The sequence below is a fragment of the Variovorax sp. V116 genome, from assembly GCF_041154435.1.
GTDB lineage: Bacteria > Pseudomonadota > Gammaproteobacteria > Burkholderiales > Burkholderiaceae_C > Variovorax > Variovorax paradoxus.
Window position 1 is genome coordinate 5268410 of record NZ_AP028661.1, and the last position, 23783, is coordinate 5292192.

General features: G+C 70.2%; 25 protein-coding genes. 8 read left to right on the top strand and 17 right to left on the bottom strand.

Annotated elements, in window-relative coordinates:
- The first annotated feature begins 11 nt into the window (after positions 1–11).
- From queA to tgt, 3 genes are read left to right on the top strand one after another with little or no spacing between them, the layout of a single operon-like run.
- A complete protein-coding gene (queA, locus tag ACAM58_RS25245; RefSeq protein WP_062364106.1) occupies positions 12–1058 on the top strand; it encodes a tRNA preQ1(34) S-adenosylmethionine ribosyltransferase-isomerase QueA in 1047 nt (348 codons plus the stop codon).
- On the top strand, positions 1055–2308 hold the full coding sequence (locus ACAM58_RS25250; protein ID WP_369663752.1) for a sorbosone dehydrogenase family protein: 1254 nt from the start codon (positions 1055–1057) through the stop codon (positions 2306–2308). The genes queA and ACAM58_RS25250 overlap by 4 nt, the downstream gene beginning before the upstream one ends.
- Positions 2305–3504 carry a tRNA guanosine(34) transglycosylase Tgt gene (gene tgt, locus ACAM58_RS25255; RefSeq protein WP_369663753.1) on the top strand — a complete coding sequence of 400 codons (1200 nt, stop codon included), beginning with the start codon at positions 2305–2307 and terminating at the stop codon, positions 3502–3504. Before ACAM58_RS25250 ends, tgt begins: the two co-directional genes overlap by 4 nt.
- 9 nt (positions 3505–3513) lie before the next feature.
- Here tgt and ACAM58_RS25260 read toward each other — a convergent pair whose 3' ends face one another.
- Positions 3514–3882 (bottom strand): hypothetical protein, encoded by a 369-nt coding sequence (locus ACAM58_RS25260; RefSeq protein ID WP_369663754.1) that lies wholly within the window; start codon positions 3880–3882, stop codon positions 3514–3516.
- A 137-nt stretch (positions 3883–4019) separates the two neighbouring features.
- Between ACAM58_RS25260 and ACAM58_RS25265 the strand changes: the two genes are divergently transcribed.
- Complete coding sequence (locus tag ACAM58_RS25265) at positions 4020–4805, top strand: SDR family NAD(P)-dependent oxidoreductase (protein ID WP_278877104.1); 786 nt, start codon at positions 4020–4022, stop codon at positions 4803–4805.
- Positions 4806–4938: 133 nt separating this feature from the next.
- Here the strand turns inward: ACAM58_RS25265 and ACAM58_RS25270 are convergent, their stop codons facing one another.
- From ACAM58_RS25270 to ACAM58_RS25300, 7 genes are all read right to left on the bottom strand, one after another.
- Positions 4939–5316: a DUF3597 domain-containing protein gene (locus tag ACAM58_RS25270; RefSeq protein ID WP_015867813.1), complete on the bottom strand. Its 378-nt coding sequence runs from the start codon at positions 5314–5316 to the stop codon at positions 4939–4941.
- 91 nt (positions 5317–5407) lie between these two features.
- Positions 5408–6520, bottom strand: coding sequence for a serine endopeptidase (locus ACAM58_RS25275; RefSeq protein ID WP_369663755.1), 1113 nt, complete (start codon positions 6518–6520; stop codon positions 5408–5410).
- 30 nt (positions 6521–6550) lie between these two features.
- Complete coding sequence (locus ACAM58_RS25280) at positions 6551–7348, bottom strand: DUF2145 domain-containing protein (protein ID WP_369663756.1); 798 nt, start codon at positions 7346–7348, stop codon at positions 6551–6553.
- Positions 7345–7803 carry a hypothetical protein gene (locus ACAM58_RS25285; protein WP_155736567.1) on the bottom strand — a complete coding sequence of 153 codons (459 nt, stop codon included), beginning with the start codon at positions 7801–7803 and terminating at the stop codon, positions 7345–7347. Before ACAM58_RS25285 ends, ACAM58_RS25280 begins: the two co-directional genes overlap by 4 nt.
- Before the next feature lie 41 nt (positions 7804–7844).
- On the bottom strand, positions 7845–8351 hold the full coding sequence (locus ACAM58_RS25290) for a YiaA/YiaB family inner membrane protein (RefSeq protein WP_369663757.1): 507 nt from the start codon (positions 8349–8351) through the stop codon (positions 7845–7847).
- Between the two features lie 125 nt (positions 8352–8476).
- Positions 8477–10438 carry an MFS transporter gene (locus ACAM58_RS25295; RefSeq protein ID WP_369663758.1) on the bottom strand — a complete coding sequence of 654 codons (1962 nt, stop codon included), beginning with the start codon at positions 10436–10438 and terminating at the stop codon, positions 8477–8479.
- Positions 10439–10591: 153 nt separating this feature from the next.
- The gene (locus ACAM58_RS25300) at positions 10592–11449 is read right to left on the bottom strand and encodes a hypothetical protein (RefSeq protein ID WP_369663759.1); all 858 of its coding nucleotides are present in this window, start codon (positions 11447–11449) and stop codon (positions 10592–10594) included.
- Between the two features lie 138 nt (positions 11450–11587).
- On the opposite strand from ACAM58_RS25300, the gene ACAM58_RS25305 reads away from it, so the two are divergent.
- On the top strand, positions 11588–12322 hold the full coding sequence (locus ACAM58_RS25305; protein ID WP_015867820.1) for a helix-turn-helix transcriptional regulator: 735 nt from the start codon (positions 11588–11590) through the stop codon (positions 12320–12322).
- Positions 12323–12434: 112 nt separating this feature from the next.
- On the opposite strand, the gene pyrF is transcribed toward ACAM58_RS25305, so the two are convergent.
- The 6 genes from pyrF to ACAM58_RS25335 form a co-directional block, all read right to left on the bottom strand.
- The gene (pyrF, locus tag ACAM58_RS25310; protein ID WP_369663760.1) at positions 12435–13259 is read right to left on the bottom strand and encodes an orotidine-5'-phosphate decarboxylase; all 825 of its coding nucleotides are present in this window, start codon (positions 13257–13259) and stop codon (positions 12435–12437) included.
- Between the two features lie 33 nt (positions 13260–13292).
- Positions 13293–14066 (bottom strand): uracil-DNA glycosylase family protein, encoded by a 774-nt coding sequence (locus tag ACAM58_RS25315; protein ID WP_369663761.1) that lies wholly within the window; start codon positions 14064–14066, stop codon positions 13293–13295.
- The gene (gene rimI, locus ACAM58_RS25320) at positions 14063–14605 is read right to left on the bottom strand and encodes a ribosomal protein S18-alanine N-acetyltransferase (RefSeq protein WP_015867823.1); all 543 of its coding nucleotides are present in this window, start codon (positions 14603–14605) and stop codon (positions 14063–14065) included. The genes ACAM58_RS25315 and rimI overlap by 4 nt, the downstream gene beginning before the upstream one ends.
- Positions 14602–15321, bottom strand: a complete 720-nt coding sequence (gene tsaB / locus ACAM58_RS25325) for a tRNA (adenosine(37)-N6)-threonylcarbamoyltransferase complex dimerization subunit type 1 TsaB (protein ID WP_369663762.1) — start codon at positions 15319–15321, stop codon at positions 14602–14604. Before tsaB ends, rimI begins: the two co-directional genes overlap by 4 nt.
- Positions 15314–16330, bottom strand: coding sequence for a DMT family transporter (locus tag ACAM58_RS25330; protein WP_018905198.1), 1017 nt, complete (start codon positions 16328–16330; stop codon positions 15314–15316). The genes tsaB and ACAM58_RS25330 overlap by 8 nt, the downstream gene beginning before the upstream one ends.
- Before the next feature lie 76 nt (positions 16331–16406).
- Positions 16407–17171: a DeoR/GlpR family DNA-binding transcription regulator gene (locus ACAM58_RS25335; RefSeq protein WP_018905199.1), complete on the bottom strand. Its 765-nt coding sequence runs from the start codon at positions 17169–17171 to the stop codon at positions 16407–16409.
- Positions 17172–17250: 79 nt separating this feature from the next.
- Between ACAM58_RS25335 and ACAM58_RS25340 the strand changes: the two genes are divergently transcribed.
- From ACAM58_RS25340 to ACAM58_RS25350, 3 genes are all read left to right on the top strand, one after another.
- The gene (locus tag ACAM58_RS25340; RefSeq protein WP_369663763.1) at positions 17251–17841 is read left to right on the top strand and encodes a GDP-mannose pyrophosphatase; all 591 of its coding nucleotides are present in this window, start codon (positions 17251–17253) and stop codon (positions 17839–17841) included.
- Between the two features lie 8 nt (positions 17842–17849).
- Complete coding sequence (dacB, locus tag ACAM58_RS25345) at positions 17850–19283, top strand: D-alanyl-D-alanine carboxypeptidase/D-alanyl-D-alanine-endopeptidase (RefSeq protein ID WP_369663764.1); 1434 nt, start codon at positions 17850–17852, stop codon at positions 19281–19283.
- A 128-nt stretch (positions 19284–19411) separates the two neighbouring features.
- A complete protein-coding gene (locus tag ACAM58_RS25350) occupies positions 19412–20995 on the top strand; it encodes an alpha/beta hydrolase family protein (protein WP_369663765.1) in 1584 nt (527 codons plus the stop codon).
- 15 nt (positions 20996–21010) lie between these two features.
- On the opposite strand, the gene ACAM58_RS25355 is transcribed toward ACAM58_RS25350, so the two are convergent.
- The 3 genes from ACAM58_RS25355 to purE are packed head-to-tail and all read right to left on the bottom strand — an operon-like array spanning position 21011 to position 23750.
- Complete coding sequence (locus tag ACAM58_RS25355; RefSeq protein WP_124959047.1) at positions 21011–22012, bottom strand: L-threonylcarbamoyladenylate synthase; 1002 nt, start codon at positions 22010–22012, stop codon at positions 21011–21013.
- Complete coding sequence (locus ACAM58_RS25360; RefSeq protein ID WP_369663766.1) at positions 22009–23205, bottom strand: 5-(carboxyamino)imidazole ribonucleotide synthase; 1197 nt, start codon at positions 23203–23205, stop codon at positions 22009–22011. Before ACAM58_RS25360 ends, ACAM58_RS25355 begins: the two co-directional genes overlap by 4 nt.
- A complete protein-coding gene (gene purE / locus ACAM58_RS25365) occupies positions 23202–23750 on the bottom strand; it encodes a 5-(carboxyamino)imidazole ribonucleotide mutase (protein ID WP_369663767.1) in 549 nt (182 codons plus the stop codon). Before purE ends, ACAM58_RS25360 begins: the two co-directional genes overlap by 4 nt.
- Positions 23751–23783: the final 33 nt, after the last annotated feature.

Here is a 23783-nt window from a genome sequence, read left to right on the forward strand (position 1 = left end):
CCTCAAGCACCATGCGCGCCTTCACGCTTTCCGATTTCGATTTCGACTTGCCGCCCGAGCTGGTGGCACAACACCCGGCCTCCGAACGCACCGCCTCCCGTCTGCTCGACGGCACCGGCAGCACCCCGGCCGACCGCATCTTCAAGAGCCTGCCCTCGCTGCTGCGCGCGGGCGACCTGCTGGTCTTCAACGACACGCGCGTGGTCAAGGCGCGCCTGTTCGGCGAGAAGCCGACCGGCGGCAAGCTCGAACTGCTGGTCGAGCGCGTGCTGCAGGGGCAAGAAGTGGTGGCGCACATGAAGGTCAGCAAGAAGCCGCCCGTGGGCACGATGCTGCAGATGGTCGGCGGCTTTCGCGCCACGCTGCTGGGCCGCTGGCCGGAGGAAGACGGCGCGCTGTTCCGCTTCGCTTTCGAGAGCGATGCCGGCGAGGACCCGTACGCATTGATGGCCCGCTGCGGCCACGTGCCGCTGCCGCCCTACATCACGCACAGCGATTCGGCCGACGACGAGCGTCGCTACCAGACCGTGTTCGCGCGCGTGCCCGGCGCCGTGGCTGCGCCGACCGCCGCACTGCATTTCGACGAGGCGCTGCTGGCCGAACTCGAAGCGCGGGGCGTGCAGCGCGCCAGCGTCACGCTGCACGTGGGCGCCGGCACCTTCCAGCCGGTCAAGACCGAGAACATTGCAGAGCACACGATGCACGCCGAGCGCTACGAAGTGCCCGAGGCCACACAGCGCGCGATTGCCGAGTGCAAGGCGCGCGGCGGCCGCGTGGTCGCGGTCGGCACCACCACCGTGCGCACGCTCGAATCGTGGGCCAAGAGCGGCGAGGCCGCGGGCGACACGCGCATCTTCATCACGCCGGGCTTCGTGTTCGAGCATGTCGACCTGCTGGTCACCAACTTCCACTTGCCCAAGAGCACGCTGATGATGCTGGTCTCGGCCTTTGCGGGCTATGAACGCGTGATGGCGCTCTATGCCCACGCCATCGCGCAGCACTACCGCTTCTTCAGCTACGGCGACGCCATGCTGCTGGCGCGCGCTGCTCCCGCATGAAACCCCTCAACACCATCCGCTCCTCGCTGGCCGCGATCGCATTCGGATGCGCGCTGCTGCTGCCCGTGGCCGTCCAAGCACGCGGCTACACGCCGCAGGGTCTGTGCGGCGGCTATGCGCGGCTGGACATCGGCAGCCCCGCGGGCACCTGCGTCGCGCTGCTGGCCGACGAGGCCCAGGGCCTGCGTGCGCCCCGGCGCATCCTCGAGGTGGCGCCGGGCCGCTACTGGGTCGTCGACATGGGCTCGTGGGAGCCGCGCCGCGGCCGCCTGCTCGAGATGGTGCTGCCCACCGAGGGCCCGGCGCCGCGGCGCGCGCGCTTCAGCGTGCTGGCCGAGCAGCTCGACCGGCCGCTCGGCCTTGCCGCCGGACCCGACGGCAGGATCTACATCGGCGAGTCGGGCATGATCTGGCGCACACCCATCCCTTCTTCGCCCGGCGGCGCGCTGCAGCGCGAAACGGTGATCGACGGCTTGCCGGGCGACGGCACGCATCCGCTCAAGGAACTGGCCTTCGGCCCGGACGGACGGCTCTACGTCAACGTCGGCTCCGACTCCGATGCCTGCCGCGATGCCTCGTCGAAGCAATACCCGCTGCCCTGCCCCGACCTGGCCGGACCGAAGCCGCGCGCCGCGGTGTACGAGGCCGTGCTCGCCGGGCCGGACCACAAGCTGCAGAGCTTCAAGCCCTTTGCCACCGGCCTGCGCAACTCGGTCGCCTTGACCGTGCTGCCGGACGGCCCCGCCAAGGGCACCGTGCTGCAGGGCGAGAACTCCATCGACTACGAAGACGTGGGCCAGCCGCCCGAAGAGCTGAACCGGCTGCAGGCCGGGCGCGACTACGGCTGGCCCTATTGCGTGGGCAACCGCCAGCCCGCGCGCGGCTACGAGAACCGGCAGGGCTGCAAGGCCACCGAGGCGCCGCTGATGCTCTGGCCCGCGCACGCCGCGCCGCTGCAGATGATCACCGGGCCCGCGGGCAGCCGCTTCGCGGGCCAGCTGCTGGTTGCCTGGCGCGGCCACCAGCCGCCCGGCCACCGCGTGGTGGGCTACAAGCTCGATGCGCGCGGCCTGCCGTCGGGCAAGCCGATCGAATGGCTCGCCGGCTGGAGCCCCAAGGCGGGCGTGCGGCCCATGGGCCGGCCCACCGGCATCACCGTCGACCGGCAGGGCCGCCTGCTCGCCGTCGAAGACTTCAACCGTACCATCCTGATGCTGCTGCCGGACACCGGCGCCGCCCCCCAGAAATGACCGACACCACGTCCTCCCTGCCGCGCCTGAAGTTCGAACTTCTCAAGACCGATCCCGCGAGCCACGCGCGCCGCGGCACGCTCACGCTCAACCATGGCGTGGTGCAGACGCCGATCTTCATGCCCGTGGGCACCTACGGCACCGTCAAGGGCGTGATGCCGCGCAGCCTCGAGGAAATGGGCGCGCAGATCATCCTGGGCAACACCTTCCACCTGTGGATGCGCCCCGGCCTCGACGTGATGGCCAGCTTCGGCGGGCTGCATTCGTTCGAGAAATGGAACAAGCCCATCCTCACCGACTCGGGCGGCTTCCAGGTCTGGTCGCTGGGCGCGATGCGCAAGATCAGCGAGGAAGGCGTGAAGTTCGCCTCGCCCGTCAACGGCGACAAGCTGTTCCTCACGCCCGAGGTCTCGATGCAGATCCAGACTATCCTCAACAGCGACATCGTGATGCAGTTCGACGAGTGCACGCCCTACGACACCAAGGGCCACATCACGACCGAGGCCGAGGCGCGCATCTCGATGGAGCTGAGCCTGCGCTGGGCCAAGCGCTGCCAGCACGAGTTCGCGCGGCTCCAGAATCCGAACGCGCTGTTCGGCATCGTGCAGGGCGGCATGTTCGAGAACCTGCGCGAGGAATCGCTCGCGGCGCTGGTGGAGATGGACTTTCCGGGCTACGCCATCGGCGGCGTGAGCGTGGGCGAGCCCAAGGAAGAGATGCTGCACATCATGGGCCACACGCCGCACCGGCTGCCCGCGAACAAGCCGCGCTACCTGATGGGCGTGGGCACGCCCGAAGACCTGGTGCAGGGCGTGGCCGACGGCGTCGACATGTTCGACTGCGTGATGCCGACCCGCAATGCGCGCAACGGCACGCTGTTCACGCGCTTCGGCGACTTGAAGATGCGCAATGCGCGCCACAAGAGCGATCCGCAGCCCATCGACCCGAGCTGCACCTGCCATGCCTGCGCGGGCACCTCGGGCGTGAGCTGGAACGACGGCGGGCGCGAGGGCTTCAGCCGTGCCTACCTGCACCACCTCGACCGCTGCGCCGAGATGCTCGGGCCGATGCTCGCCACCATCCACAACCTGCACTACTACCTGAACCTGATGCGCGAGATCCGCGAATCGCTCGAGGCGGGCACCTTCGCGGAATTCCGCGCGCGCTTCAAGTCGGAGCGCGCGCGCGGCATCTGAGGCGCAGGGCTACTTCGGCGGCTGTATGGCGAGCGGCGTGGCGTAGGGCTCGATGCGCAGCAGCTCGTTCCTGAACACCACGATCTGCCTGAGCGGCGCCTGCACCAGCGTGCCGCCCGCGTCCTTGTGCGAGGCGTACTGCCACAGCGTGAGCTGGCCCTTGGCCGCGAGCTGAGCGGCCAGCCGCTCCACGGCCGGGCTGGAGCCCGGGCCCAGCTGCGCCGCATCGGCGCCCACGATCACCTCGTCGCGCGGCGAGACCACCTTGAAGAGCTGCATGGAGGCCGCCGCCTGGGCGCGCACCGGGCGCACCGCCAGCGCGGCGGGAAGAAGCGCGAACCCAAGAAGGGTGCGGCGGGGAAGCGTGTTCGTCGTCATGGAGAAGAAGCGTAGCCACGCACGGCCGCGCCGGCCATTCGCCGTAAGCCATACGCCGGCCGGCGGCCCCTCGCGCGGCAGGGGCACGCCCATCCGGTACGCTTGCCGCCCGTGTCCATCGCCGTTGCTGCACTCACATGACCACCGACGCCTCACCACTTTCGTCCTACACCGCCCGCTATCCCTCGCTGGCCGGCCGCACCGTCTTCATCTCCGGCGGTGCGAGCGGCATCGGCGAGGCGCTGGTGCGGGCCTTCCATGCGCAGGGCGCGAAGGTCGGCTTCTGCGATCTCGACACGGCCGCCGGTACCGCGCTCGCGGCGCAGCTGCAGGGCGACACGCCCGCGCTGTTCCGCGAATGCGACGTGACCGACACGGCGGCGCTCGCGGCCACCATTGCCGCGGTGCGCGCGCAATTCGGCCCGATCGGCGTGCTGCTCAACAATGCCGCCAACGACCGGCGCCACGAGATGGCCGAGGTCACCAGCGAAGACTTCGACCGCCTCGTGGCCGTCAACTTCAAGCACCAGTTCTTTGCCGCGCAGGCCGTCGCCGACGACATGCGCGCGCTGGGCGGCGGCTCGATCATCAACTTCGGCTCGATCAGCTGGATGATCAAGGGCCGCGGCTACCCGGTCTACCAGGCCTGCAAGGCGGCCGCGCGCGGCCTCACGCGCTCGCTGGCGCGCGACCTGGGCAAAGAGAACATCCGCGTCAATTCGATCGTGCCGGGCTGGGTGATGACCGAGCGGCAGATCAAGCTGTGGGTCAAGCCCGAATCGGCCGCGGAGATCGATGCGGCGCAATGCCTGCCGGGGCGCGTGATGGCGGAAGACATCGCCGCGATGGCGCTGTTCCTGGCGGCCGACGATTCGAAGATGTGCACCGCGCAGGACTACGTGGTGGATGCCGGCTGGACATAAATAGGCTCGCCCCCAGTCTTCGCGCACTTCGTGTCGCTACGCCTTCCCCCTACCGGGGGCAACACCAGCGGCCCGGCAAAGCCGGTTCCGCGGTGTTCCTGGAAATTCCTTTTTCGGCAGAAGCCGCCTTTATTTAGTCGCGCAGTTCGGCTGGCAGCGTGCCGCCATTGGCGGCGATGCGAGTCATCACCTGCTTGTGCAGGCCGATGTTCCATTCGGCCGAACCCGGTTCGCCGTTGCTGTAGAGAATTTCGCTGGCCAGTTCCTTGCGCGCGGCGAGGCTGCTGTCCAGGCCCAGCAACTTGAGCAGGTCGACGATCGAGGTGCGCCAGTTCAGGCCGGCGGCACCAGGCATCGCGTCCAGGACGGCGGGCACGTCGCCCAGTGGGATCGCAGGCGGCGGTGCAACAGCGGCCGGCGCGCCGGGTGCAGCCGCCGGCGGTGCGGCGACGACTTCAGCGGCGTTGGCCGACGGAAAAATCTTGGAAAAAATCTTGCCGAAAATGCTCATGGGTGTGCTCCGTCAATGTGAATGGGAAAACCCGCGGCACGGCGTTGCGTGACGCAGCCCGGGGTTGTAGCACGACCGTGCGGCGCTTTCGCTACGTGGCCGGCTGAACCGGTGCGCCCGGCGTGACCGATTGCGCAGTGCCGGTCACAGGTGTGTGCGGCGCCTGCGTTGCGGCCGCGGAGGTGCCGCAGGCATGGCAGAACTTCGAGAACGCGCTCTTGCGCGTTTCGCACTGGCCGCAGTGGTCGAACAGGCCGATGCCGCAGTGCGGGCAGAAGTCGATCTCGCCGTTCTTCAGGTCCACCGGGCGCTCGCAGCCGGGGCACACGCCCTTGCCGAGCCGCGCAAGCGCGACGTCGTAGCTGAGCTCCTCGCGCCGCACCTGGTCGGGCTGCTGCTCGGCGAGCTTCTGGCGCGCGAGGTAGGCGTTGAGCGCCACGATCGCATAGCGCCCCACGAGCACCGTGACCAGAATGCCCACCACGTAGCGCACATAGCCGCCGTAGCTCGGCAGGTACGGCACCAGCTCGACGAAGAAGGCGAACAGCGCAAAGAAGATGAAGCCCCAGACAAAGGGCCAGTAGGTGCTCTTGCGCTTCTTTGCGAACAGCCAGCCCGCCACGACCAGCAGCGGCAGCGTGAGCGCCAAGCGGTAGGCGAACACGCGCAGTTCGACACGGCGGTACTCGGCGCCGAGCTTTTCCCGCGCATCGCGCTCCAGCAGCGACAGCGCCTCCCGGGCGCGCTGCTCGGCCTGGCGCGCGTCGAGCACGACCTGCTGCTGCGCATTCACCAGGCGCTGGACCTCGTCTTCCTTCTGCTTGAAGGCATCGAGCTGCTTGGTGCGTGCGATCAGCTCCGTGTCCTGGTCGGGCTGCGCGGTGGCGCGCCGAGTGGCGATCCAGTTGCCGAAGGTCTCGCGCGCGTTGGCGCTGGCCTGCCGCGCGGCGCTCTGCTGCAGGCGGACCTGCTCCAGCTGCCGCGTCGCCTGCAGCTCGGCGGCCTCCGATGCCTTGATCGTGCTGCGCAGCGGCTCGGCCGCGGGGCGGTCGATGAAGTCGTCGAGCTCGAGCGCCCGCTCGACCCGCGGCAGGTCGTCCACGACGGCGCCGCCGAGCCCGATCAGGAAGCTCGCGAACGCCAGCGCCACGAGCCAGAGCCCGCGGCGAAACCATTTTTCGGACAGACGCAGTGACTTGCTCATTTCATTCTTTCGGTAGGAGAGAGAGATTTCTTATGGCAGCTTGAACGCCACCGGCGCCGCGCCGAGCCCCGCGCGCGGCATCCATGCGAACACCGAGTCGACCGTCACTGTCTCGATGCGGTCCGAGAACCGCTTCTCGTTCGGATGGTCGTCGAAGGCCACGTTGGCCGAGCCCACGCGGCCGCCCAGCCGCGTGAGCGGGCCGAGCCTGAGCATGGTCGGCTCGTAGCCCTTGAACTGCATCCATGCCTGCGCCTGCGCGCGGCTGTTGATGGTGGCGGGCTCCATCGCCGCGGCCAGCGTCTCGATGGCCCACTGGTTCGACTGCTGGTACTTCTGCCCCCAGGCGTAGCTCACGATGCTGTAGGGCGCGATGTTCAGCCGCACGATGCGCGCAGGCGGCTCGCGGAGCGCGGCCAGCAGCTGCGCCTGCACGGCGGGCGTGGGCACGACCCAGGCGGCTTCGTAGCGCCACAGGTCGTCGAGGAAGAACTCGCCAAGCCCCTGCCGGTAGACCGCGGCCACGGCGCTGCCGCACTGGTTGAGCTTGTGCACCACGCGCCATGGACCCTCGTCGGTCTTGTAGGCGATGCCCAGGTGCGAATAGCGCAGGCCGTACTTGCCCAGGTCCTGCCCGGCGCGCGCCAGCAGCACCGCGCGCGCGCCGCTGGCATCGAGCTGCTGCGAGCTGCGCTCGGCCATCTGCATGCCCTTGACGATCAGTTCGGCGGTCGGCCTGGCCTGCTCGCAGGAGCGGCCGGCCTGCGCCTGCAGCGGCAGCGCCACAGCGAGCGCGAGCAGGAGCGCAGGAAAGACCGCGCGCTTCACGACAGCCTCTCGTTGTGCAGCAGCGCGCGGCCGATGGCATTGGGCACGAAGGCCAGCACCTCGCCCGCGGCCGACAGCACGACGCCGCTGCCGATCACGCTGACCAGGACGCCCGTGCCCACCGCCGCCGACACGCCGTTGGCCGCGCGTCCCATTACCTTGACGCTGGCACGCGCGCCGTCCGAGGCACGCTCCAGCAGGTAGACGGTGCCATCGGCCGAGGCCTCGACCGCCACCACCGTGAGCATCGAGCCGCCCACCGAGAGTGCGGCGGGCAGCGCGACCACGGCCGTGGCGGAGGCACCCACCGCGGAGGCAGCGCCCACGACCGAGGCCACCGGCAGCAGCGAGAGCGCGGCCGAAGCCTCGCTCTGCGCCTGGGCATGGAAGGGCAGCGCGGCGCCCGCGAAAGCGGTGCAGGCGGCAACCAGAAGCGCAGCAACGGATTTTTTCATGGCGGTCTTTCGTGGATGGATGATGAAGAAGAAGGCGGCGCTCATTCGGCCGAGCCGGCGGCAGCGGCTTCCTGGCGGGCGGCGCGGCGGCCCTGCAGGCGCGCCTCGATCAGGTCGGCTTCGTGGCGGTCGCGCAGCGTCTTGGCCAGCGTGAAGGCCGAGCTGATGAGGAACAGCCAGCTCACACCGAGGAAGGCCTTGTAGGCGTCGTTGATCTCCATGCGGACCAGGCCCCAGCCGGTCAGGCTCATCGCGGTGAAGAAGCTGCCCCAGACCACCAGGCGCCACATCGGCACGTCGCGGCTCGCTGCCGTGCCGCCGGCGCCTGCCTGCTGGCTGTCGCGCACGAACTTGGCCAGCATGAAGGCGGTGCTCAGGCAGAACACATAGCCCATCACCATGAACGCGCGGTCCAGCGCCCCGCCCGGCAGCCAGCTCAGGCCGGTGGCGCACAGGAACACGGCGGCCGCGAACGAAGCCCAGACCTGGAACTGCCAGGCCCGCGTGTCGCGCTGGATCGAAACGGTGGTGGAAGGGAAGGTTTGCATGCGTGCCTCGCGGCGTAGTGAAGGTGAGCGAATGATGGTTCGCTCCCGCACCGCGGGGCTCGAATGCTTCGACCAGTTCCGGTTTGAGCCGCTACTGGTATCTCGAAAAGATACTTCTCGGCGCCTCAGGCGGCCAGCAAACCGCTCACGCGCTGCTGCAGCGCCTCGGGCCGCACCTCGACCGGCGGCACGGCATGGCCGACGTTGAGCCCCACGCGGCTGAAGAAGCCGCGGCGGAAGGGCTTGGCCATGGCCACGTTCTCGCCGCCGCGCAGCTCGATGCGGCTGAAGTACGAGCCCCAGAGGTTGGTCAGCGCCATCGGGATCACCGGCGGCTCGATGCCTTCGGCGCGCGCGCTTTCGATGATCTTCATCACGCCGCCCTTGAAGGGCTGCAGCTGGCCGTCGCGCGTGATCGCGCCCTCGGGAAAGATGGCCAGCAGGTCGCCTTCGCGCAGCACGCCCAGCGCCCTGGCAAAGGCCGCTTCGTAGGCCGCCGGGTCTTCCTTCTGCGGCGCGATCGGAATCGCCTTGGCCAGCTTGAACAGCCAGCCGAGCACCGGCACCTTGAAGATCCGGTGGTCCATGATGAAGCGGATCGGGCGCGGGCTCGCGGCCATCAGCAAGATGGCGTCGATGAAGCTCACGTGGTTGCACACCAGCACCGCGGCGCCTTCGGTGAGAATGTGCTCGTCGCCCTTGATCTCGAAGCGGTAGACGAAGTGCGACAGCATCCACGCGATGAAGCGCAGCAAATACTCGGGCACCAGCATGAAGATGTAGAACGCCACCAGCGCGTTGGCAATGCCCGTGAACAGGAAGATCTGCGGAATCGTGAAGCCGGCGCCGAGCAAGGCACCCGCGATGACCGAGCTGCCGATCATGAACAGCGCATTGAGGATGTTGTTGGCCGCGATGATGCGTGCGCGGTGCGTGGGCTGGCTGCGCAGCTGGATCAGCGCGTACATCGGCACGCTGTAGAGCCCCGCGAAGAGCGACAGCAGCGCCAGGTCGGCCATCACGCGCCAGTGCGCGGCCTGGCCCATGAAGGCGCCCAGCCCCATGCCGGCGGACGGCGGCAGCGCGCGCGACGCAAAGTACAGGTCGATGGCGAACACGCTCATGCCGATCGCGCCCAGCGGCACCAGGCCGATCTCCACCTGCCGCCGGCTCAGCGTCTCGCACAGCAGCGAGCCCGCGCCGATGCCCACCGAGAACACCACCAGCAGCAGCGAGGCCACCTGCTCGTCGCCGTGCAGCACTTCCTTCGCGAAGCTGGGGAACTGGCTCAGGAACACCGCGCCGAAGAACCACATCCACGAGATGCCCAGGAGCGAGCGGAACACCACGATGTTGCCGTGCGCGAGCTTGAGGTTGCGCCAGGTCTCGCTGAACGGGTTCCAGTTGATCACCAGGCCCGGGTCGGTGGCGGGCGCCCGCGGAATGGCCTGCGCCACACCGCGCCCCACCAGCGCCAGCAGCACGCAGGCCACTGCCACCGTGGTGTGGCCGACCTGCGGCAGCGCCACCAGCAGCCCGCCCGCCACCTGCCCGAGCAGGATGGCGACGAAGGTGCCCATCTCGACCATGCCGTTGCCGCCCGTGAGCTCGCGCGCGTCGAGCACCTGCGGCAGGTAGGCGAACTTGACCGGCCCGAACAGCGTGGAATGCAGGCCCATGAGGAACACGCAGCCCAGCAGCACCACCGCATCGGCGCGCACGAAGCCCCAGGCCGCGAGCAGCATGATCGCGATCTCGAGGTTCTTGACGAAGCGGATCATCTTCGTCTTGTCGAACTTGTCGGTGAGCTGCCCCGCCGTGGCCGAGAACAGCAGGAACGGCAGTATGAACAGCGCGCCGATGGCCAGGCCCGCCATGGCCGGCGGCATCCAGCTCAGCTGGAGCTGGTAGGTCACCATCACGGTGAAGGCGAACTTGAAGAGGTTGTCGTTCGCCGCGCCCGCGAACTGGGTCCAGAAGAATGGCGCGAAGCGCCGCTGCCTGAGAAGCGCGAACTGGTTGGCGTGGGCGTTCGCCTCGGGGGGCGCGGTGGCGGCAGTGGCAGCAGCAGCGGCGGGGGTTGTCATTCGGAACATCTCCTCTTGTTATCTACACACTGTCCCCGCTTCTTCGTGGAACACCGCGGAACCGGCTCTGCCGGGCCGCAGGTGTTGCCCCCGGTAGGGGGTTGGCGCAGCGACACGAAGTGCGCGAAGACTGGGGGCGAGCCTAGGTCATCCTCATGCCGTCATTGCGGCTGCGTCGGGATTGTGCCGCAGCAGGGTCGCGCGCCAGTTCATGTCGAGCTTGCGCAGCGCCGCCAGCACCGGCAGGCCCGCCAGCGATGCGGTCAGGTGCTTGAGGGTGTGGCCCGAAACCACCTGCTGCGTCGCCTCGTAGATCGCGTGGTCCGCCAGTTCGAAGACCTTGGCCAGCGCATAGAAGCAGATCACCCAGCCCAGCTTGAGCCCGACCGCGCCGCGCATCGGCGTGGCCAGCGCGAGCGTGAGCACCAGCGCCATGCCGCCGAACTGCACGATCGCCCAGGGCAGCACGTTGCCGCTTTCCTGGAACACCTCGGCCGACAGCAGCCCGGCCATCAGCACCAACCAGGCGGCCGGCCAGCCAGCGCGCTGGCTCACGCGCTCGCAGACCGCGATGCCGATCAGCCCCGCAAAAGCCACCGCCATGCCGGCGCGGTCGGCCGCGAGCCGGGCGCCGTCGGGCATCAGGTGGAAGAAGGCCGATCCCGCGGCCGTGGCAACCAGCCCCGCGAAGAAAAGCCAGGCGCAGTCGAGCGTGTTGTCCGGCGGGTCGTTGGCCGGCGGTGCCAGCGGGAACTGCGCCAGCGCCTCCTGGTGGGCCCGGTCGATCCGGTTGAGCCGGTACAGGCCCCAGAAGCCGATCAGCAGGAAGGGCAGGTTGCTCAGCACGTCCATCGCGTTGGGCAGGCCATGCCAGCTGCGGTCGTCGGCAAACACCGAGGCGATGGCCACCTCGGCCGCCGGCAGCGCGGGTCCGAACAGGGCCACCAGCGCGAGCAGCGCGAAGGTGAAGAGCAGTCCGCGTTCGCGGCGGCTGAGGGTGGGCAAAGGCATGGCGGTCCTCGGTGGTGGATGGCAGGAGCCGCGGAATTTAGTTGCCAGTCGCTCCACAGGCATCGAGAATCGATACGAGGCACTAATTCACACCTTTCGGTATCTTTTTCTAATACCTTCTTCCGCAACGCCACCCTCATGAGCACCACCGTCGACCTCGTCCAAGCCCTCAAGAACGAACTCAAGAGCGCCCGCATGACCTACGCCGACCTGGCGCGCTCGCTCGACATGGCCGAATCCAGCGTGAAGCGCATGCTGGCCAAGAGCGACATGCCGCTGTCGCGGGTCGACGCGATCTGCCGCGCGCTCAAGATCGACTTCGCCGAACTGGCGCGCCGCGTGGCCGACGCCCAGCCGCTCCTGAAGGAGCTCACGCACGAGCAGGAAAAGGCGGTGGTCAAGGACAAGAAGCTGCTGCTGGTGGCCATCAGCGTGCTGAGCCAGTGGACGCTGGAGCAGATCGTGGCGGCCTACCGGATCAGCGAGGCCGAGTGCATCGGCTGCCTGGCGCAACTGGACCGCATCGGCATCATCGAGCTGCGCCCGCTGAACCGCTACCGGCTGAAGCTGGCCAAGACCTTCCGCTGGCGGCCGCACGGCCCGGTGATGGAGTTCTTCCGCGAGAACGTGGTGCTCGACTACTACGCGGGCGGCTTCGACGGCCCGGCCGAGGGGCTGCTGCTGGTGCACGGGCAGATCAGCCGCTCGCTCGCGCCCGCGTTCCTCGAACGCCTGCAGCGCGTGGCGCAGGACTTTGCGCAGCAGCACCAGACCGACCAGAAGCTGGCCGCGAAGGACCGCGAGGGCTACACCTTGCTGCTGGGCATGCGCAACTGGGAGTTCGAGGCGTTTACCAGGCTGCGCCGCGCCTGATTGGCTCTCCCCCAGGCTTCGCGCACTTCGTGTCGCTTCTCCACCCCCCTCGCAGGGGGCAACACCAGCGGCCCGGCAAAGCCGGTTCCGCGGTGTTCCACGAAAAAGCCCATCAGGCCTTGGCCGCTTCCAGCGCGTCGCGCGTGCTGCGTGCGGCGTTCTTTGCCGCCTCGGCAAAGTCGTCGCCCGAGGAGGCGTAGATGATGGCGCGCGACGAGTTCACGATGATCGGCGCATCGGGGCGCCAGCCCGCGCGCACCGTGGCCACCGCATCGCCGCCCTGGGCGCCGACGCCGGGGATCAGCAGCGGTACCGTCGGTGCGAGTTCGCGCACGCGCTCGATCTCGGCCGGATAGGTCGCGCCCACCACGAGGCCGAGCTGGCCGTTGAGGTTCCACGGGCCCTGCGCCAGCCGGGCGACGTGCTCGTAGAGGAAGGGCTGACCCTCGATGCCCGCCAGGCGCTGGCCCTGCAGGTCGGAGCCGCCGGGGTTGCTGGTGCGGCAGAGCAGGAAGGCGCCCTTGCCCTGGTGCTTGAGGTAGGGCGCCACCGAGTCGAAGCCCATGAAGGGCGACAGGGTCACGGCGTCGGCGCCGTAGCGCTCGAAGGCCTCGATGGCGTACTGCTCGGCCGTGGAACCGATGTCGCCGCGCTTGGCGTCCAGGATCACGGGCACGCCGGGCGCGTTGCGGCGCATGTGCTCCATCAGTTGTTCGAGCTGGGCTTCGGCGCGATGGGCCGCGAAATAGGCGATCTGCGGCTTGAAGGCGATGACCAGGCCGGCCGTCGCGTCGACGATGCGCGCGCAGAAGTCATAGATGCGGCTGGCGTCGCCCTTGAGCTGCCCCGGGAACTTGGCTGGCTCCGGATCGAGCCCCACGCAGAGCAACGAACCGTTTGTTTGCTGTGCGGTGGCCAGCTTGTCGAGGAAAGTCATGGGGTCCGATTTTAAGGACCCGTCCGCCGGCCCCTAGTTCGACGGTGTTTGCTGCTCGGCCGCCAGGCAGAGATCGGCCCAGGCGCGGGCCTTGTCGGCCGGGTTCCGCAGCAGGTAGGCCGGGTGGTAGGTGGCCACCACCGGCACGCCGCTGGCCGAGGGCAGCGGCACCGCGCGGCCGCGCAGCTTGCCGAGCGGATCGGCGCTTTGCATCAGGCTCTGGGCGGCCAGCGGGCCCATGGCAAGCACCAGGCTCGGCGCCAGCGCGGCCGCATGTTCCGCGAACGCCTCGTCCATCGGACGCGGGCTGCCGGGCTGGCCGGCGCCCACGCCGCGGTGCGTGCGCATCAGGTGCACCGGCGTTTTGCCGTCGTGCAGCTTGAGGGCGCGCAGCATGTTGTCGAGCAGCTTGCCGGCATCGCCCGCAAAGGGCTCGCCGTGGCGGCCGTCGGCTTCGGGCGGCATGTCGGCCACCACCAGCCAGCCGCCTTGCGCCGCTTCGGCGGCGGCCTCGGCGTAGAGGCGGCGGGGCGCGTCGACCAGCACGGCGGCGCCCTGTGCGAGCAGCGCGGGCGCGGTGGGGCGCGCCGCCGGGGCCGGTGCTGCAGCGGGCCTTGCGGCCGGCGCCTCGGCCACGGAGGGCGCGCGCTCGCGGACGGCGGGCGTCGGCGCGGCCACCGCAGCCGCTTCCAGGGCCGCGGGCGCCGCTTCGGCAGCTTCAGGCATCGGCCACCAGACCTTCACGCCCATCTCGTCGAGCATCGCGCGCCGGCGGGCGTCGAGCTTCAGTGTCTGTACCGCGTTCATCGCAAGGCTCCCCAGGCAGAGCCTGATTCGTTCAATCGCAGGCTCATGACCACCGCGTCCTCGCGCTTGCCTTCATGCGCCGGGTAGTAGCCCTTGCGCACGCCCACGCTGCGGAATCCCTGGCGCATGTAGATGTCGAGCGCGCGCCGGTTGCTCTGGCGCACCTCGAGCCAGAGCCACTGGGCGCCCTGCGCGCGCGACCAGCCGGTCAGCGCCTCGAGCATCAGCGGCGCCCAGCCCTGGCGCTGGAAGGCCGGCGCCACGGTGATGTTGAGCAGGTGCACTTCGTCCACGCCCTTCATGGCGACGAAGTAGCCGATCAGCGTCTCGCCGAGGCTGGTGAGCGGCGTGCCCAGGTCGGGCCGCGAAACCGGGGCCAGCAGGCATTGGCAGTGGTAGCCGACCGCCATCGAATCGATGAAGTTGGCCCGCGTCCACGGATGGCTGTAGGCCGTCTGCTCGACCGCGCAGACGGCATCGAGCCGCTCGACGGTGAGCGGCTCGAGGCGGGCTTCGACGGGCTGGAGGACGGCGCTCATGACTGGTTGGCAACAGGTGGAACCGCCAGTGCGGCCGCTTTGATGGCGGCGCGCTCATCGGTGGTTTGCGCCACTTTATCGCGAACATAGAGCGGCCAGGCATGTGCCGCATCCACCGTGCGCCCCGCGGCCAGCAGCGCGGGCGCCAGCCGCAGCATGGCGGTGGCCGTGGGCAGCACTTCGTGGCGCGCCGCGGCCGGGGCCAGTCGCGGGCCGTAGGCGGCAAAGGCGTTGCCGGCAAGGGACCAGCCGGCGGGCACTTCGAGCGCCTCGGGCGCGAGCAGCAGCGGCTCGCTGTCCGCGCCGCCCAGCGCCCCGCCGCCATCGAAGTCGTAGCGCGCGGCATAGAGCTGGTCCATGCGCGCGTCGAGCACCGCCACCACCTGGCGTGCGCCGAAGGCATGGCGCGCCTCCTCGGCCACGGCCAGCAGCGTGTCGACCGGCAGCAGCGGCACGCCGGCGCCGAAGGCCAGGCCCTGCGCCACCGAGCAGGCGGTGCGCAGGCCCGTGAAGGAGCCCGGCCCGCGGCCGAAGGCGATGGCGTCGAGCGCGGCCAGTTCGAGCCCAGCCTCGGCCAGCAGTTGCAGGATGAGCGGGATCAGCGTGCTCGACGCCTGCGCGCCGCCGGCCCCGCTGTGCGTGAACAGGCGCTCGCCGTGGCGCACCGCCACCGACAGGTGCTCGGTGCTGGTGTCGAAAGCCAGGAGCCTAGGCATCGCGGCACCCCGTGGCGGTGGCCGGCATGGCGGGCCGCGCAGCCGCGCGCCCGCCGGCCGATGTTTTCTGCACGCCGAACAAGATGCCGGCCGTCACCAGCAGCAGGCCGGCGATCAGGTTCCAGTAAAGCGGCTCGTCGAGCCAGATCACCGCGCCGAAGGCCGAGAGGCCGGGCACCAGGGCCGTGATCATGGTGCTGCGCACCGGCCCGAAATATTGAATCATCTTCGTGAAGGTGATGCCCGAGACGACGACCGAGCCGACGCCCTGGAACAGCATCTGGAACGCCACCTCGCCCCAGGGCGCGGTGCCGATGCGGCTCACGACCGCGCCGCCCGCCACCAGCAGGCCGTAGACCGGAACATAGGCCAGCAGCGCGAACACGGTGATGGCGATGGTCGCGCGCACGGCGTCCAGCCCGTGGCGGCGCGCCACCACGCTGTAGCAGGCCCAGCAGAAGGCCGCGGCCATGAAGAGCAGGTCGCCCTTCCAGACCTCGCCGCCCTCGAAGGCATGCAGCAGGCTGCGCCCGCCGACGACCAGGTCGCCGGCCACGATCAGCGCGAGCCCGAAGGCGCGGCCCGGCGTGATGCGGTCGCGCAGCACCAGCGCGGCCAGCAGCGTGGTCCACAGCGGCAGGCTGCCGGGCATCAGCACCGAGGCATGGCCCGCGGGCGCGAAGAAGAAGCCGCTGTAGGCCAGCAGGGCATAGGCCACGCCGCCGAAGATGCCGGCGCCGGCCGTGAGGCGCAGCGACAGCGGCGAAAGCCCGAACAGCGACGACGCGCTGCCGTCCTTTTGCCGCTGGCCCTTCATGACCATCCAGGCGCCCCAGGGCACCAGCACCAGGCTCGCGCCGCAGATGCGCGCCAGCGCCAGATCGAGCGGGGTGAGCGAGCGTGCGGCCGAGGCCCGCGCGATCACGATGAAGGCGGTCCAGACCAGCACGGTGACCACGGCCGCGCCGATGCCGATCGTGCGGGGCGAGAAACGGGGCAGGGCGGGCATCCCCCGATTATCCAGGGCAGGCCGCGGCCGCGCCGGCCAGGGGCGAATGGATCGAATCGGCGGCGGACCGGCGCGCTCAGCCGCCGTCGCTGCGCAGGATGGCGAGCCCGGCCTTGCGCAGCGGTGCCAGCGCGGCGGCCGGCGCTTCCGGCGACACCAGCAGGCTGGTCGCGGCCGAAACGGGGTGGATGACCCAGGCCGAGGCCGCGCCGATCTTTTCCGACGAGGCCAGCACCACCGTCTCGGCCGCGGCGGCCATGAGTGCGCGCTTGATCGCGGCCTCCTCGACGTCGCCGGTGGTCAGGCCCGCCTCGGCATGTACCCCCGTCACGCCCAGGAAGCAGGTGTCGGCGTGGACGCGCGAGATGGCGTCCATGGCCGCGGCGCCCACCGCCACCATCGAATGCCTGAACAGGCGCCCGCCGATCAGCACCACCTCGATGCCGGCATGGCCCGCCAACTCGACCGCCACCGACGGGCTGTGCGTGACCACGGTGGCGCGCAGGCTGGCCGGCAGGTGCCGCGCCATCTGCACGGCCGTGGTGCCGCCGTCGATGAAGACCACCTGCCCCGGCCGCACCAGCCGTGCCGCGGCGCGGCCGATCGCCACCTTCTCCGCGGTTGCGAGCTGCAGCCGGCCCGCGAAGTCGGCTTCGGCCCTGGCGACCGGCAGCGCGCCGCCGTGCACACGCTGCAGCAGCCCCTCGGCGGCCAGCTCGCGCAGGTCGCGGCGGATGGTGTCTTCCGACAGCGCCAGCTCCTCGCTGAGCGACTTGGCCACGACGTTGCCGTCGCGCTGCAGGACCGAGAGGATGTGTTGCTTGCGCTGGCGGGTGAGCATCGGGCGATGGTAGCGGGCAGGACCGTGGATTGCACGAATTTTCTTGTTTCTGCACGAATTTACGCATAAGCTGCGCGCCATGACGACCCTCCACGACCGCGTCCGGGTGCACGAAGTCACCCTGCTTTCCGACAACTGGTACACGCTCAAGACCACTGCCTTCGACTGGCGGCGCAACGACGGCCAGTGGCAGCGCATGCACCGCGAGACCTACGACCGCGGCAACGGCGCCACGCTGCTGCCCTGCAACCTCGCGCAGCGCACGGTGCTGCTGACGCGGCAGTTCCGCTATCCGGCCTTCGTCAACGGGCACGGCGACCTGCTGATCGAGGCGGCCGCCGGCCTGCTCGACAACGCGGCGCCTGAGGAACGCATCCGTGCCGAGGTGGAAGAAGAACTGGGCTATCGCCTGGGCGCGGTGCAGAAGGTGCTCGAAGCCTTCATGAGCCCGGGTTCGGTGACCGAGAAGCTGCACTTCTTCATCGCCGAATACGAGCCGTCGATGCGCATCGGCAACGGCGGCGGCCTGGCCGAGGAGGGCGAGGACATCGAGGTGCTCGAGCTCGGCATCGACGAAGCGCTGGCCATGGTGGCCGACGGGCGCATTGCCGACGCCAAGACCGTGATGCTGCTGTATCACGCGCAACTGCATGTTTTTCCGCCGAGATAATCGGCACGATGCGTCTTCGTCGTCTCCCCTTCTTCCTGCGCACCGCCTGCGCGCTTTCCTTCGCCGCCCTGTCCATTCCGGGCGCGCTTGCACAGCAGGTCTTTCCAGGCGAAGTGGAGGCCGCCCTCGCGCGCGCCAAGGTGCCTCGCGATTCGGTGACGATGCTGGTGGCCGATGCCGAAGGCCTGCGCCCGCCGCGCCTGGCCTGGCGCACGCAGGTGCCGGTGAACCCGGCATCGATCATGAAGCTGGTCACCACCTACGCCGCGCTCGACCTGCTCGGGCCGGCCTACAGCTGGAGCACGCCGGTCTACATCGACGGCACGGTGAGCAACGGCGTGCTCAACGGCAACCTCTACATCAAGGGCCAGGGCGATCCCAAGCTGGTGCTGGAGCGCGCCTGGCTGCTGCTGCGGCGCGTGCAGGGCCTGGGCATCACCAGCGTGAGCGGCGACATCGTGCTGGACCGCAGCGCCTTCGACGCCGCGATCGAGAACGACCCGGCCGCCTTCGACGGCGAGCCGCTGCGGCCCTACAACGCCTCGCCCGAGGCGCTGCTGGTCAACTTCAAGTCGGTCAACATGGTCTTCACGCCCGAACGCGGCGGCCAGCAGGCGCGCGTGAGCTACGAGCCGCCGCTCGCCAGCGTGTCGATGCAGCCCACGGTGGCGCTCGCGCCCGGCGAATGCGGTGACTGGCGCGCGGCGATCAAGCCCGACTTCAGCGACCCGAACCGCATCCGCTTCCTGGGCGCCCTGCCGGCCTCCTGCGGCGAGAAAAGCTGGGCCGTGGCCTATGCCGATCCGCGCACCTACGGCCTGCGCGCCATCGGCGGCATGTGGGCCGAGATGGGCGGCCGGGTCGGCGGCCAGATGCGCGACGGCCGCGTGCCGGCCGGGCTCAGGCCGGTGTTCGAGTTCGGCTCGCCGCCGCTGGCGGAAGTGGTGCGCGACATCAACAAGTACAGCAACAACGTGATGGCGCAGCAGCTGTTCCTCACGCTCGGGCTCACGCAGAAGAACCGCGGCAGCTTCGAGGCTTCGCGCAGTGCGCTGGGCCAGTGGTGGCGCGAGCGCATCGGCACCGGCGAGGCGCCGCCGGTGTTCGACAACGGCTCGGGCCTGTCGCGCGACGAGCGCATCAGCGCCGCGGCGCTCGGCCGCATGCTGCAGGTGGCCTGGCGCTCGCCGCTGATGCCGGAGCTGGTGTCCTCGCTGCCCGCCATGGGGGTGGACGGCACGCTCAGGAAGCGCACGCTGCGCTCGGGCGGCGCGGCCCACCTGAAGACCGGCTCGCTGCGCGATGCGGCCGGCGTGGCCGGCTATGTGCACGGCGCAAGCGGCCGCCGCTACGTGCTGGTGGCGATTGCCAATGGCGAGAACGCCGGCGCCGCGCGCGCCGCGTTCGACGCGCTGGTCGACTGGGCGTCGCAGGACAACTGAGGGCCTTCGGCCGCTTGGCAGCGGCCGTGTACTGAAAACTTCTCTAGGTAGACGCGCCGCTTGCGCGCGGCCGTGGCGCTGCACAGAATCGGACGCCCGTTCGATTCGACAACATCAGGAGCCACGCCTTGAAAAAGCCGCAACGACAATTCCCCACTCCGCTGCACAAGGTTGCGGCTCTGGCCGGCGCCACGCTGCTGCTGGCGGCCTGCGGCGGTGGTGGAGGGGGCGGCGGCATCGGCATCGGCTTTCCACCGCCAACCAGCGACACCGGCCGCGGCTCGGTCGTCACGGACCCGCCCGAGCAGACCGCCAAGCTCTCGGCCGACCAGCTTCGCACCAACCTCCAGGCGACCGACCAGGGCAAGGCCCTGCTGCAGGTGGCGGGCACGCCCAGGTGCGGGGTCGCGGTGCGCTACCTCGAATACCGCACCATCGGCGGCAAGAACGAGGCCACCAACGCCACCGCCGCGATCATGCTGCCCTCCGGTACCGACGTGGCCTGCAACGGGCCGCATCCCGTGGTGCTCTATGCGCACGGCACCACGGCCGCGCGCAACTACAACCTCGCCAAATGGACCGACTCCACCCAGCCGGCCGCCGGCGAGGGCCTGACGATCGCCGCCATGTTCGCGGCGCAGGGCTACATCGTGGTGGCGCCCAACTATGCGGGCTACGACAAGTCGACGCTGGCCTACCACCCGTACCTCGACGGCGACCAGCAGGGCAAGGACATGGTGGACGCGCTCACCGCGGCGCGCAAGACCTTCACGGGCATCGACGCCGCGGACGCGGGCTCGCTTCTGATCACCGGCTACTCGCAGGGCGGCTACGTGGCGCTGGCGGCGCACCGCGAGATGCAGGCCACGGGCCGGGCGGTGACGGCGTCGGCGCCGCTCTCCGCGCCATCGGCCATCGGCCTGCTGGCGGACTACACCTTCATGGGCTGGCCGGCGCTCGGCAGCACGCTGTTCGTGCCGCTGCTCTCGGCCAGCTGGCAGCAGCAGTTCGGCGATGTCTACGGCAGCACCGGCGACATCTACGAGTCGCAGTACGCCACCGGCATCGACACCCTGCTGCCGAGCCTCACGCCCATCACCACGCTGTATGCCAACGGCAAGCTGCCGCAGCTCGCGCTGTTTCCCGCGGGTGCGACGCCGGGCCCGGTGAGCCCGGAGCTGTCGATCTTCTACGGCGCCAACAACCTCATCCGCCAGAGCTACCTGACGCAGGCGGCCGGCGACATCCAGGCGAACCCCTGCCCCGGCAATGCGCTGCCCGCCACGGCGGCCTCGCTGAGCACCACCTCGCCGCTCGACTGCAGGCCGGCCGTGGGCTTTCGCAAGGCGGCGCGCGCCAACGACCTGCGCACCTGGCTGCCGACGCGGCCGGTGCTCATGTGCGGCGGCGCCAACGATCCGACCGTGAACTTCCTGAGCACCCGCGCCACCGCCGGCTACTTCCGCGCCCGCGGCATGCCTGCCGCCGCGCTGACGGTGGTCGACCTGGAGGATTCCGGCACCACCGACTCGTACTCCGCCGCGCGCGCCGGCTTCGCGCAGGCCAAGAGCACCCTCGCGCAGAACACCCCCGGCAGCGACGCCGACAAGCGGCAGGCCGTCACCCTGGCCTACCACGGCAGCCTGGTGCCGCCGTTCTGCCTGGCTTCGGCGCGCGGCTTCTTCCAGGGCGTACTGGCCGCCGGCGGCTAGCAGCGAAGACCGGGGTCAGCCCATGGACGCGCGATGCAGGCGGTCGCGCACGCCTTCCCATTCGGGCGTGTCGGGCGGCGTCTCGACCCAGATCAGCTTGACACCCTCGGCATCGAACTCGCGCAGCACCGCGAACAGCTGGTGCGCGCTGGCCGCCGCGTCGTCCGGCATGCGCCGCTGCAGCACGCGCTGGGAGTGGCTGCGCACCTCGGCGCGCGTCCACACGGCGATGTGGGCCGCGCCCGGGCCGAGCACGTCGAGGCCGGCCTGGATGGCCTTGGCGTCCATCAGCCGCAGCTTGGCGTTCGGCGCATAGTGCGCTTCCAGCGTGCCGGAGGCGCGCGGATCGGGCGTCTCGAGCACCTCGCGGTTGCTCAGGCGCTCGCCCGCGGCGGCCTCGATCTGCGCGCGCGTGATCAGGCCCGGGCGCAGCAGCACGGGCGCGCCGCGGCTGCAGTCGACGATGGTCGACTCGATGCCGACCTCGCAGGCGCCGCCGTCGATCACCGTCAGCGCATCGCCGAACTCGTCATGCACATGCTGCGCGGTGGTGGGGCTCACGCGGCCGAAGCGGTTGGCGCTCGGGCCCGCGAGGCCCGGCACGCCCTGCTCGGCGCAGGCCTCGAGCAGGGCCTGCGCGACCGGATGCGAGGGGCAGCGCAGGCCGATGGTGTCCTGCCCGCCGGCGGCCGCGGCCGCCACGCCGGGCTGGCGCGTGACGATCAGCGTCAGCGGGCCGGGCCAGAAGGCCTGCACCAGCTTCTGGGCGAACGGCGGCAGCGGCTGCGCAAAGCGCGACAGCGCCTCGGTGCCCTTGATGCCGGCCGCCACGTGGACGATCAGCGGATGGTCGGCCGGCCGGCCCTTGGCCTTGAAGATGCCGGCCACCGCCATGTCGCTGGTGGCATCGGCGCCCAGGCCGTAGACGGTTTCGGTCGGGAACGCGACCAGCCCGCCCGCGCGCAGCACACGCACGGCCTCGGCAATGGCTTCGGGGGATTGGCCGTCGAGGATCATGCGAAGTCGGCCGCCGACAGCGCCGGCAGGCCGAGCACGGTGGCGGCCTGGGAGGCCGTGGCGCGCACATTTTCGAGGGTGGCGCCGGTGAGCGTCAGGTGGCCCATCTTGCGGCCGCGGCGCGGTTCGATCTTGCCGTAGAGGTGCAGGTGCACGCCGGGCAGCGCGAGCACGTCGCTCCAGCGCGGGGCCACCGGCTTGTCGCCGCCCGCGGTGAACCACAGGTCGCCCAGCAGGTTCAGCATGACCGCCGGGCTGTGCTGGCGCGGCGCGGCCAGCGGCAGGCCCGCGAGGGTGCGCACCTGCAGCTCGAACTGCGAGACGTCGCAGGCTTCCATGGTGTAGTGGCCGCTGTTGTGCGGCCGGGGCGCCATTTCGTTCACCACCAGCGAGCCGTCGGCCAGCGCGAAGAACTCCACGCACAGCACGCCCACGTAGTCCAGCCCGGTCGCAATGCTCCTGGCCGAGTTGATGGCCGCCTGGGCCACGGTCTTGGGCATGTTCTGCGCGTGCACCTCGGTCACGGCCAGAATGCCATCGCGGTGCAGGTTGCGCTGGGGCGGAAAGTGCACCAGCTGCCCGTCGCGGCCGCGCGCGACGATCACCGAGCATTCGAATTCGAGCGGCAGCAGCTTTTCGAGCACGCAGGGCACGCAGCCCGCGGCCTGCCAGGCGTCGACCAGTTCGGCGCGCGTGGACACGCGCTGCTGGCCCTTGCCGTCGTAGCCCAGGCGCGCGGTCTTGAGGATGCCCGGCAGCAGCGCATCCTCCACCGCGGCGAGCTGGGCCGCGGTCTCGATGACTGCATAGGGTGCGCAGGCCACGCCGCAGCGCGTGAAATGGGCCTTTTCGGCGATGCGGTCCTGCGCGATGGCGATGGCGCCCGCGTCGGGGGCCACGGGCCGGGCCACCGACAGCTTCTCCAGCGAGGGCGCCGGCACGTTCTCGAACTCGGTGGTGACCGCATCGGCCAGGCCCGCGAGCCGCGCGAGGCCGTCGACGTCGGCATAGTCGGTGTGGATGTGGTGGTGGCTCACGCGGCCGGCGGGGCTGTCGGCGTCAGGGTCGAGCACGGCCGTGAAATAGCCCATGCGCTGGGCGGCGTGGGCGAACATGCGGCCCAGCTGGCCGCCGCCGAGCACGCCGAGCGTGGCGCCCGGAAGAATGGGAAGGCCGTTGCCGTTGTGGTTCACAGCGCACCCCCGCCCTGCGGCGAGAACGGCGACACGGCGGCGGCATCGGCGGCCGGCGGCGGCAGCGCCATGGCCTCGGCCGCGGCGGTCTGCGCGGCGCGGAAGGCATCGAGCCGGGTGCGCAGCGCCGGGTCGTTCACCGCCAGCATCGCCACCGCGAACAGCGCCGCATTGGCCGCCCCCGCATTGCCGATGGCAAAGGTGGCCACCGGCACGCCCTTGGGCATCTGCACGATGCTGTAGAGCGAATCGACGCCCTGCAGGTGGCGGCTGGCCACCGGCACGCCGAGCACCGGCACCGTGGTCTTGGCGGCCAGCATGCCCGGCAGGTGGGCGGCGCCGCCCGCACCCGCGATGATCGCGGCCAGCCCGCGCCCGGCGGCGCTTTCGGCATAGGCGAAGAGTGCATCGGGCATCCGGTGGGCCGAGACCACCTTCGCTTCGTGCTGGATCCCGAATTGCTGGAGAATCTCGACCGCGTTGCGCATCGTCTCCCAATCGGAGTTCGAGCCCATCACTACACCGACCTGAATGGTTTCGTTCATGGTTCCAATTTTACGTTTCACCCCCAGTTGTTC

What these genes read in the sequence shown, in the direction of transcription:
- queA (WP_062364106.1), top strand. Translation starts at nt 12, where the DNA reads ATGCGCGCCTTCACGCTTTCCGATTTCGATTTCGACTTGCCGCCCGAG.
- ACAM58_RS25250 (WP_369663752.1), top strand. Translation starts at nt 1,055, where the DNA reads ATGAAACCCCTCAACACCATCCGCTCCTCGCTGGCCGCGATCGCATTC.
- tgt (WP_369663753.1), top strand. Translation starts at nt 2,305, where the DNA reads ATGACCGACACCACGTCCTCCCTGCCGCGCCTGAAGTTCGAACTTCTC.
- ACAM58_RS25260 (WP_369663754.1), bottom strand. Translation starts at nt 3,882, where the DNA reads ATGACGACGAACACGCTTCCCCGCCGCACCCTTCTTGGGTTCGCGCTT.
- ACAM58_RS25265 (WP_278877104.1), top strand. Translation starts at nt 4,020, where the DNA reads ATGACCACCGACGCCTCACCACTTTCGTCCTACACCGCCCGCTATCCC.
- ACAM58_RS25270 (WP_015867813.1), bottom strand. Translation starts at nt 5,316, where the DNA reads ATGAGCATTTTCGGCAAGATTTTTTCCAAGATTTTTCCGTCGGCCAAC.
- ACAM58_RS25275 (WP_369663755.1), bottom strand. Translation starts at nt 6,520, where the DNA reads ATGAGCAAGTCACTGCGTCTGTCCGAAAAATGGTTTCGCCGCGGGCTC.
- ACAM58_RS25285 (WP_155736567.1), bottom strand. Translation starts at nt 7,803, where the DNA reads ATGAAAAAATCCGTTGCTGCGCTTCTGGTTGCCGCCTGCACCGCTTTC.
- ACAM58_RS25290 (WP_369663757.1), bottom strand. Translation starts at nt 8,351, where the DNA reads ATGCAAACCTTCCCTTCCACCACCGTTTCGATCCAGCGCGACACGCGG.
- ACAM58_RS25295 (WP_369663758.1), bottom strand. Translation starts at nt 10,438, where the DNA reads ATGACAACCCCCGCCGCTGCTGCTGCCACTGCCGCCACCGCGCCCCCC.
- ACAM58_RS25300 (WP_369663759.1), bottom strand. Translation starts at nt 11,449, where the DNA reads ATGCCTTTGCCCACCCTCAGCCGCCGCGAACGCGGACTGCTCTTCACC.
- ACAM58_RS25305 (WP_015867820.1), top strand. Translation starts at nt 11,588, where the DNA reads ATGAGCACCACCGTCGACCTCGTCCAAGCCCTCAAGAACGAACTCAAG.
- pyrF (WP_369663760.1), bottom strand. Translation starts at nt 13,259, where the DNA reads ATGACTTTCCTCGACAAGCTGGCCACCGCACAGCAAACAAACGGTTCG.
- ACAM58_RS25315 (WP_369663761.1), bottom strand. Translation starts at nt 14,066, where the DNA reads ATGAACGCGGTACAGACACTGAAGCTCGACGCCCGCCGGCGCGCGATG.
- rimI (WP_015867823.1), bottom strand. Translation starts at nt 14,605, where the DNA reads ATGAGCGCCGTCCTCCAGCCCGTCGAAGCCCGCCTCGAGCCGCTCACC.
- tsaB (WP_369663762.1), bottom strand. Translation starts at nt 15,321, where the DNA reads ATGCCTAGGCTCCTGGCTTTCGACACCAGCACCGAGCACCTGTCGGTG.
- ACAM58_RS25330 (WP_018905198.1), bottom strand. Translation starts at nt 16,330, where the DNA reads ATGCCCGCCCTGCCCCGTTTCTCGCCCCGCACGATCGGCATCGGCGCG.
- ACAM58_RS25335 (WP_018905199.1), bottom strand. Translation starts at nt 17,171, where the DNA reads ATGCTCACCCGCCAGCGCAAGCAACACATCCTCTCGGTCCTGCAGCGC.
- ACAM58_RS25340 (WP_369663763.1), top strand. Translation starts at nt 17,251, where the DNA reads ATGACGACCCTCCACGACCGCGTCCGGGTGCACGAAGTCACCCTGCTT.
- dacB (WP_369663764.1), top strand. Translation starts at nt 17,850, where the DNA reads ATGCGTCTTCGTCGTCTCCCCTTCTTCCTGCGCACCGCCTGCGCGCTT.
- ACAM58_RS25355 (WP_124959047.1), bottom strand. Translation starts at nt 22,012, where the DNA reads ATGATCCTCGACGGCCAATCCCCCGAAGCCATTGCCGAGGCCGTGCGT.
- purE (WP_369663767.1), bottom strand. Translation starts at nt 23,750, where the DNA reads ATGAACGAAACCATTCAGGTCGGTGTAGTGATGGGCTCGAACTCCGAT.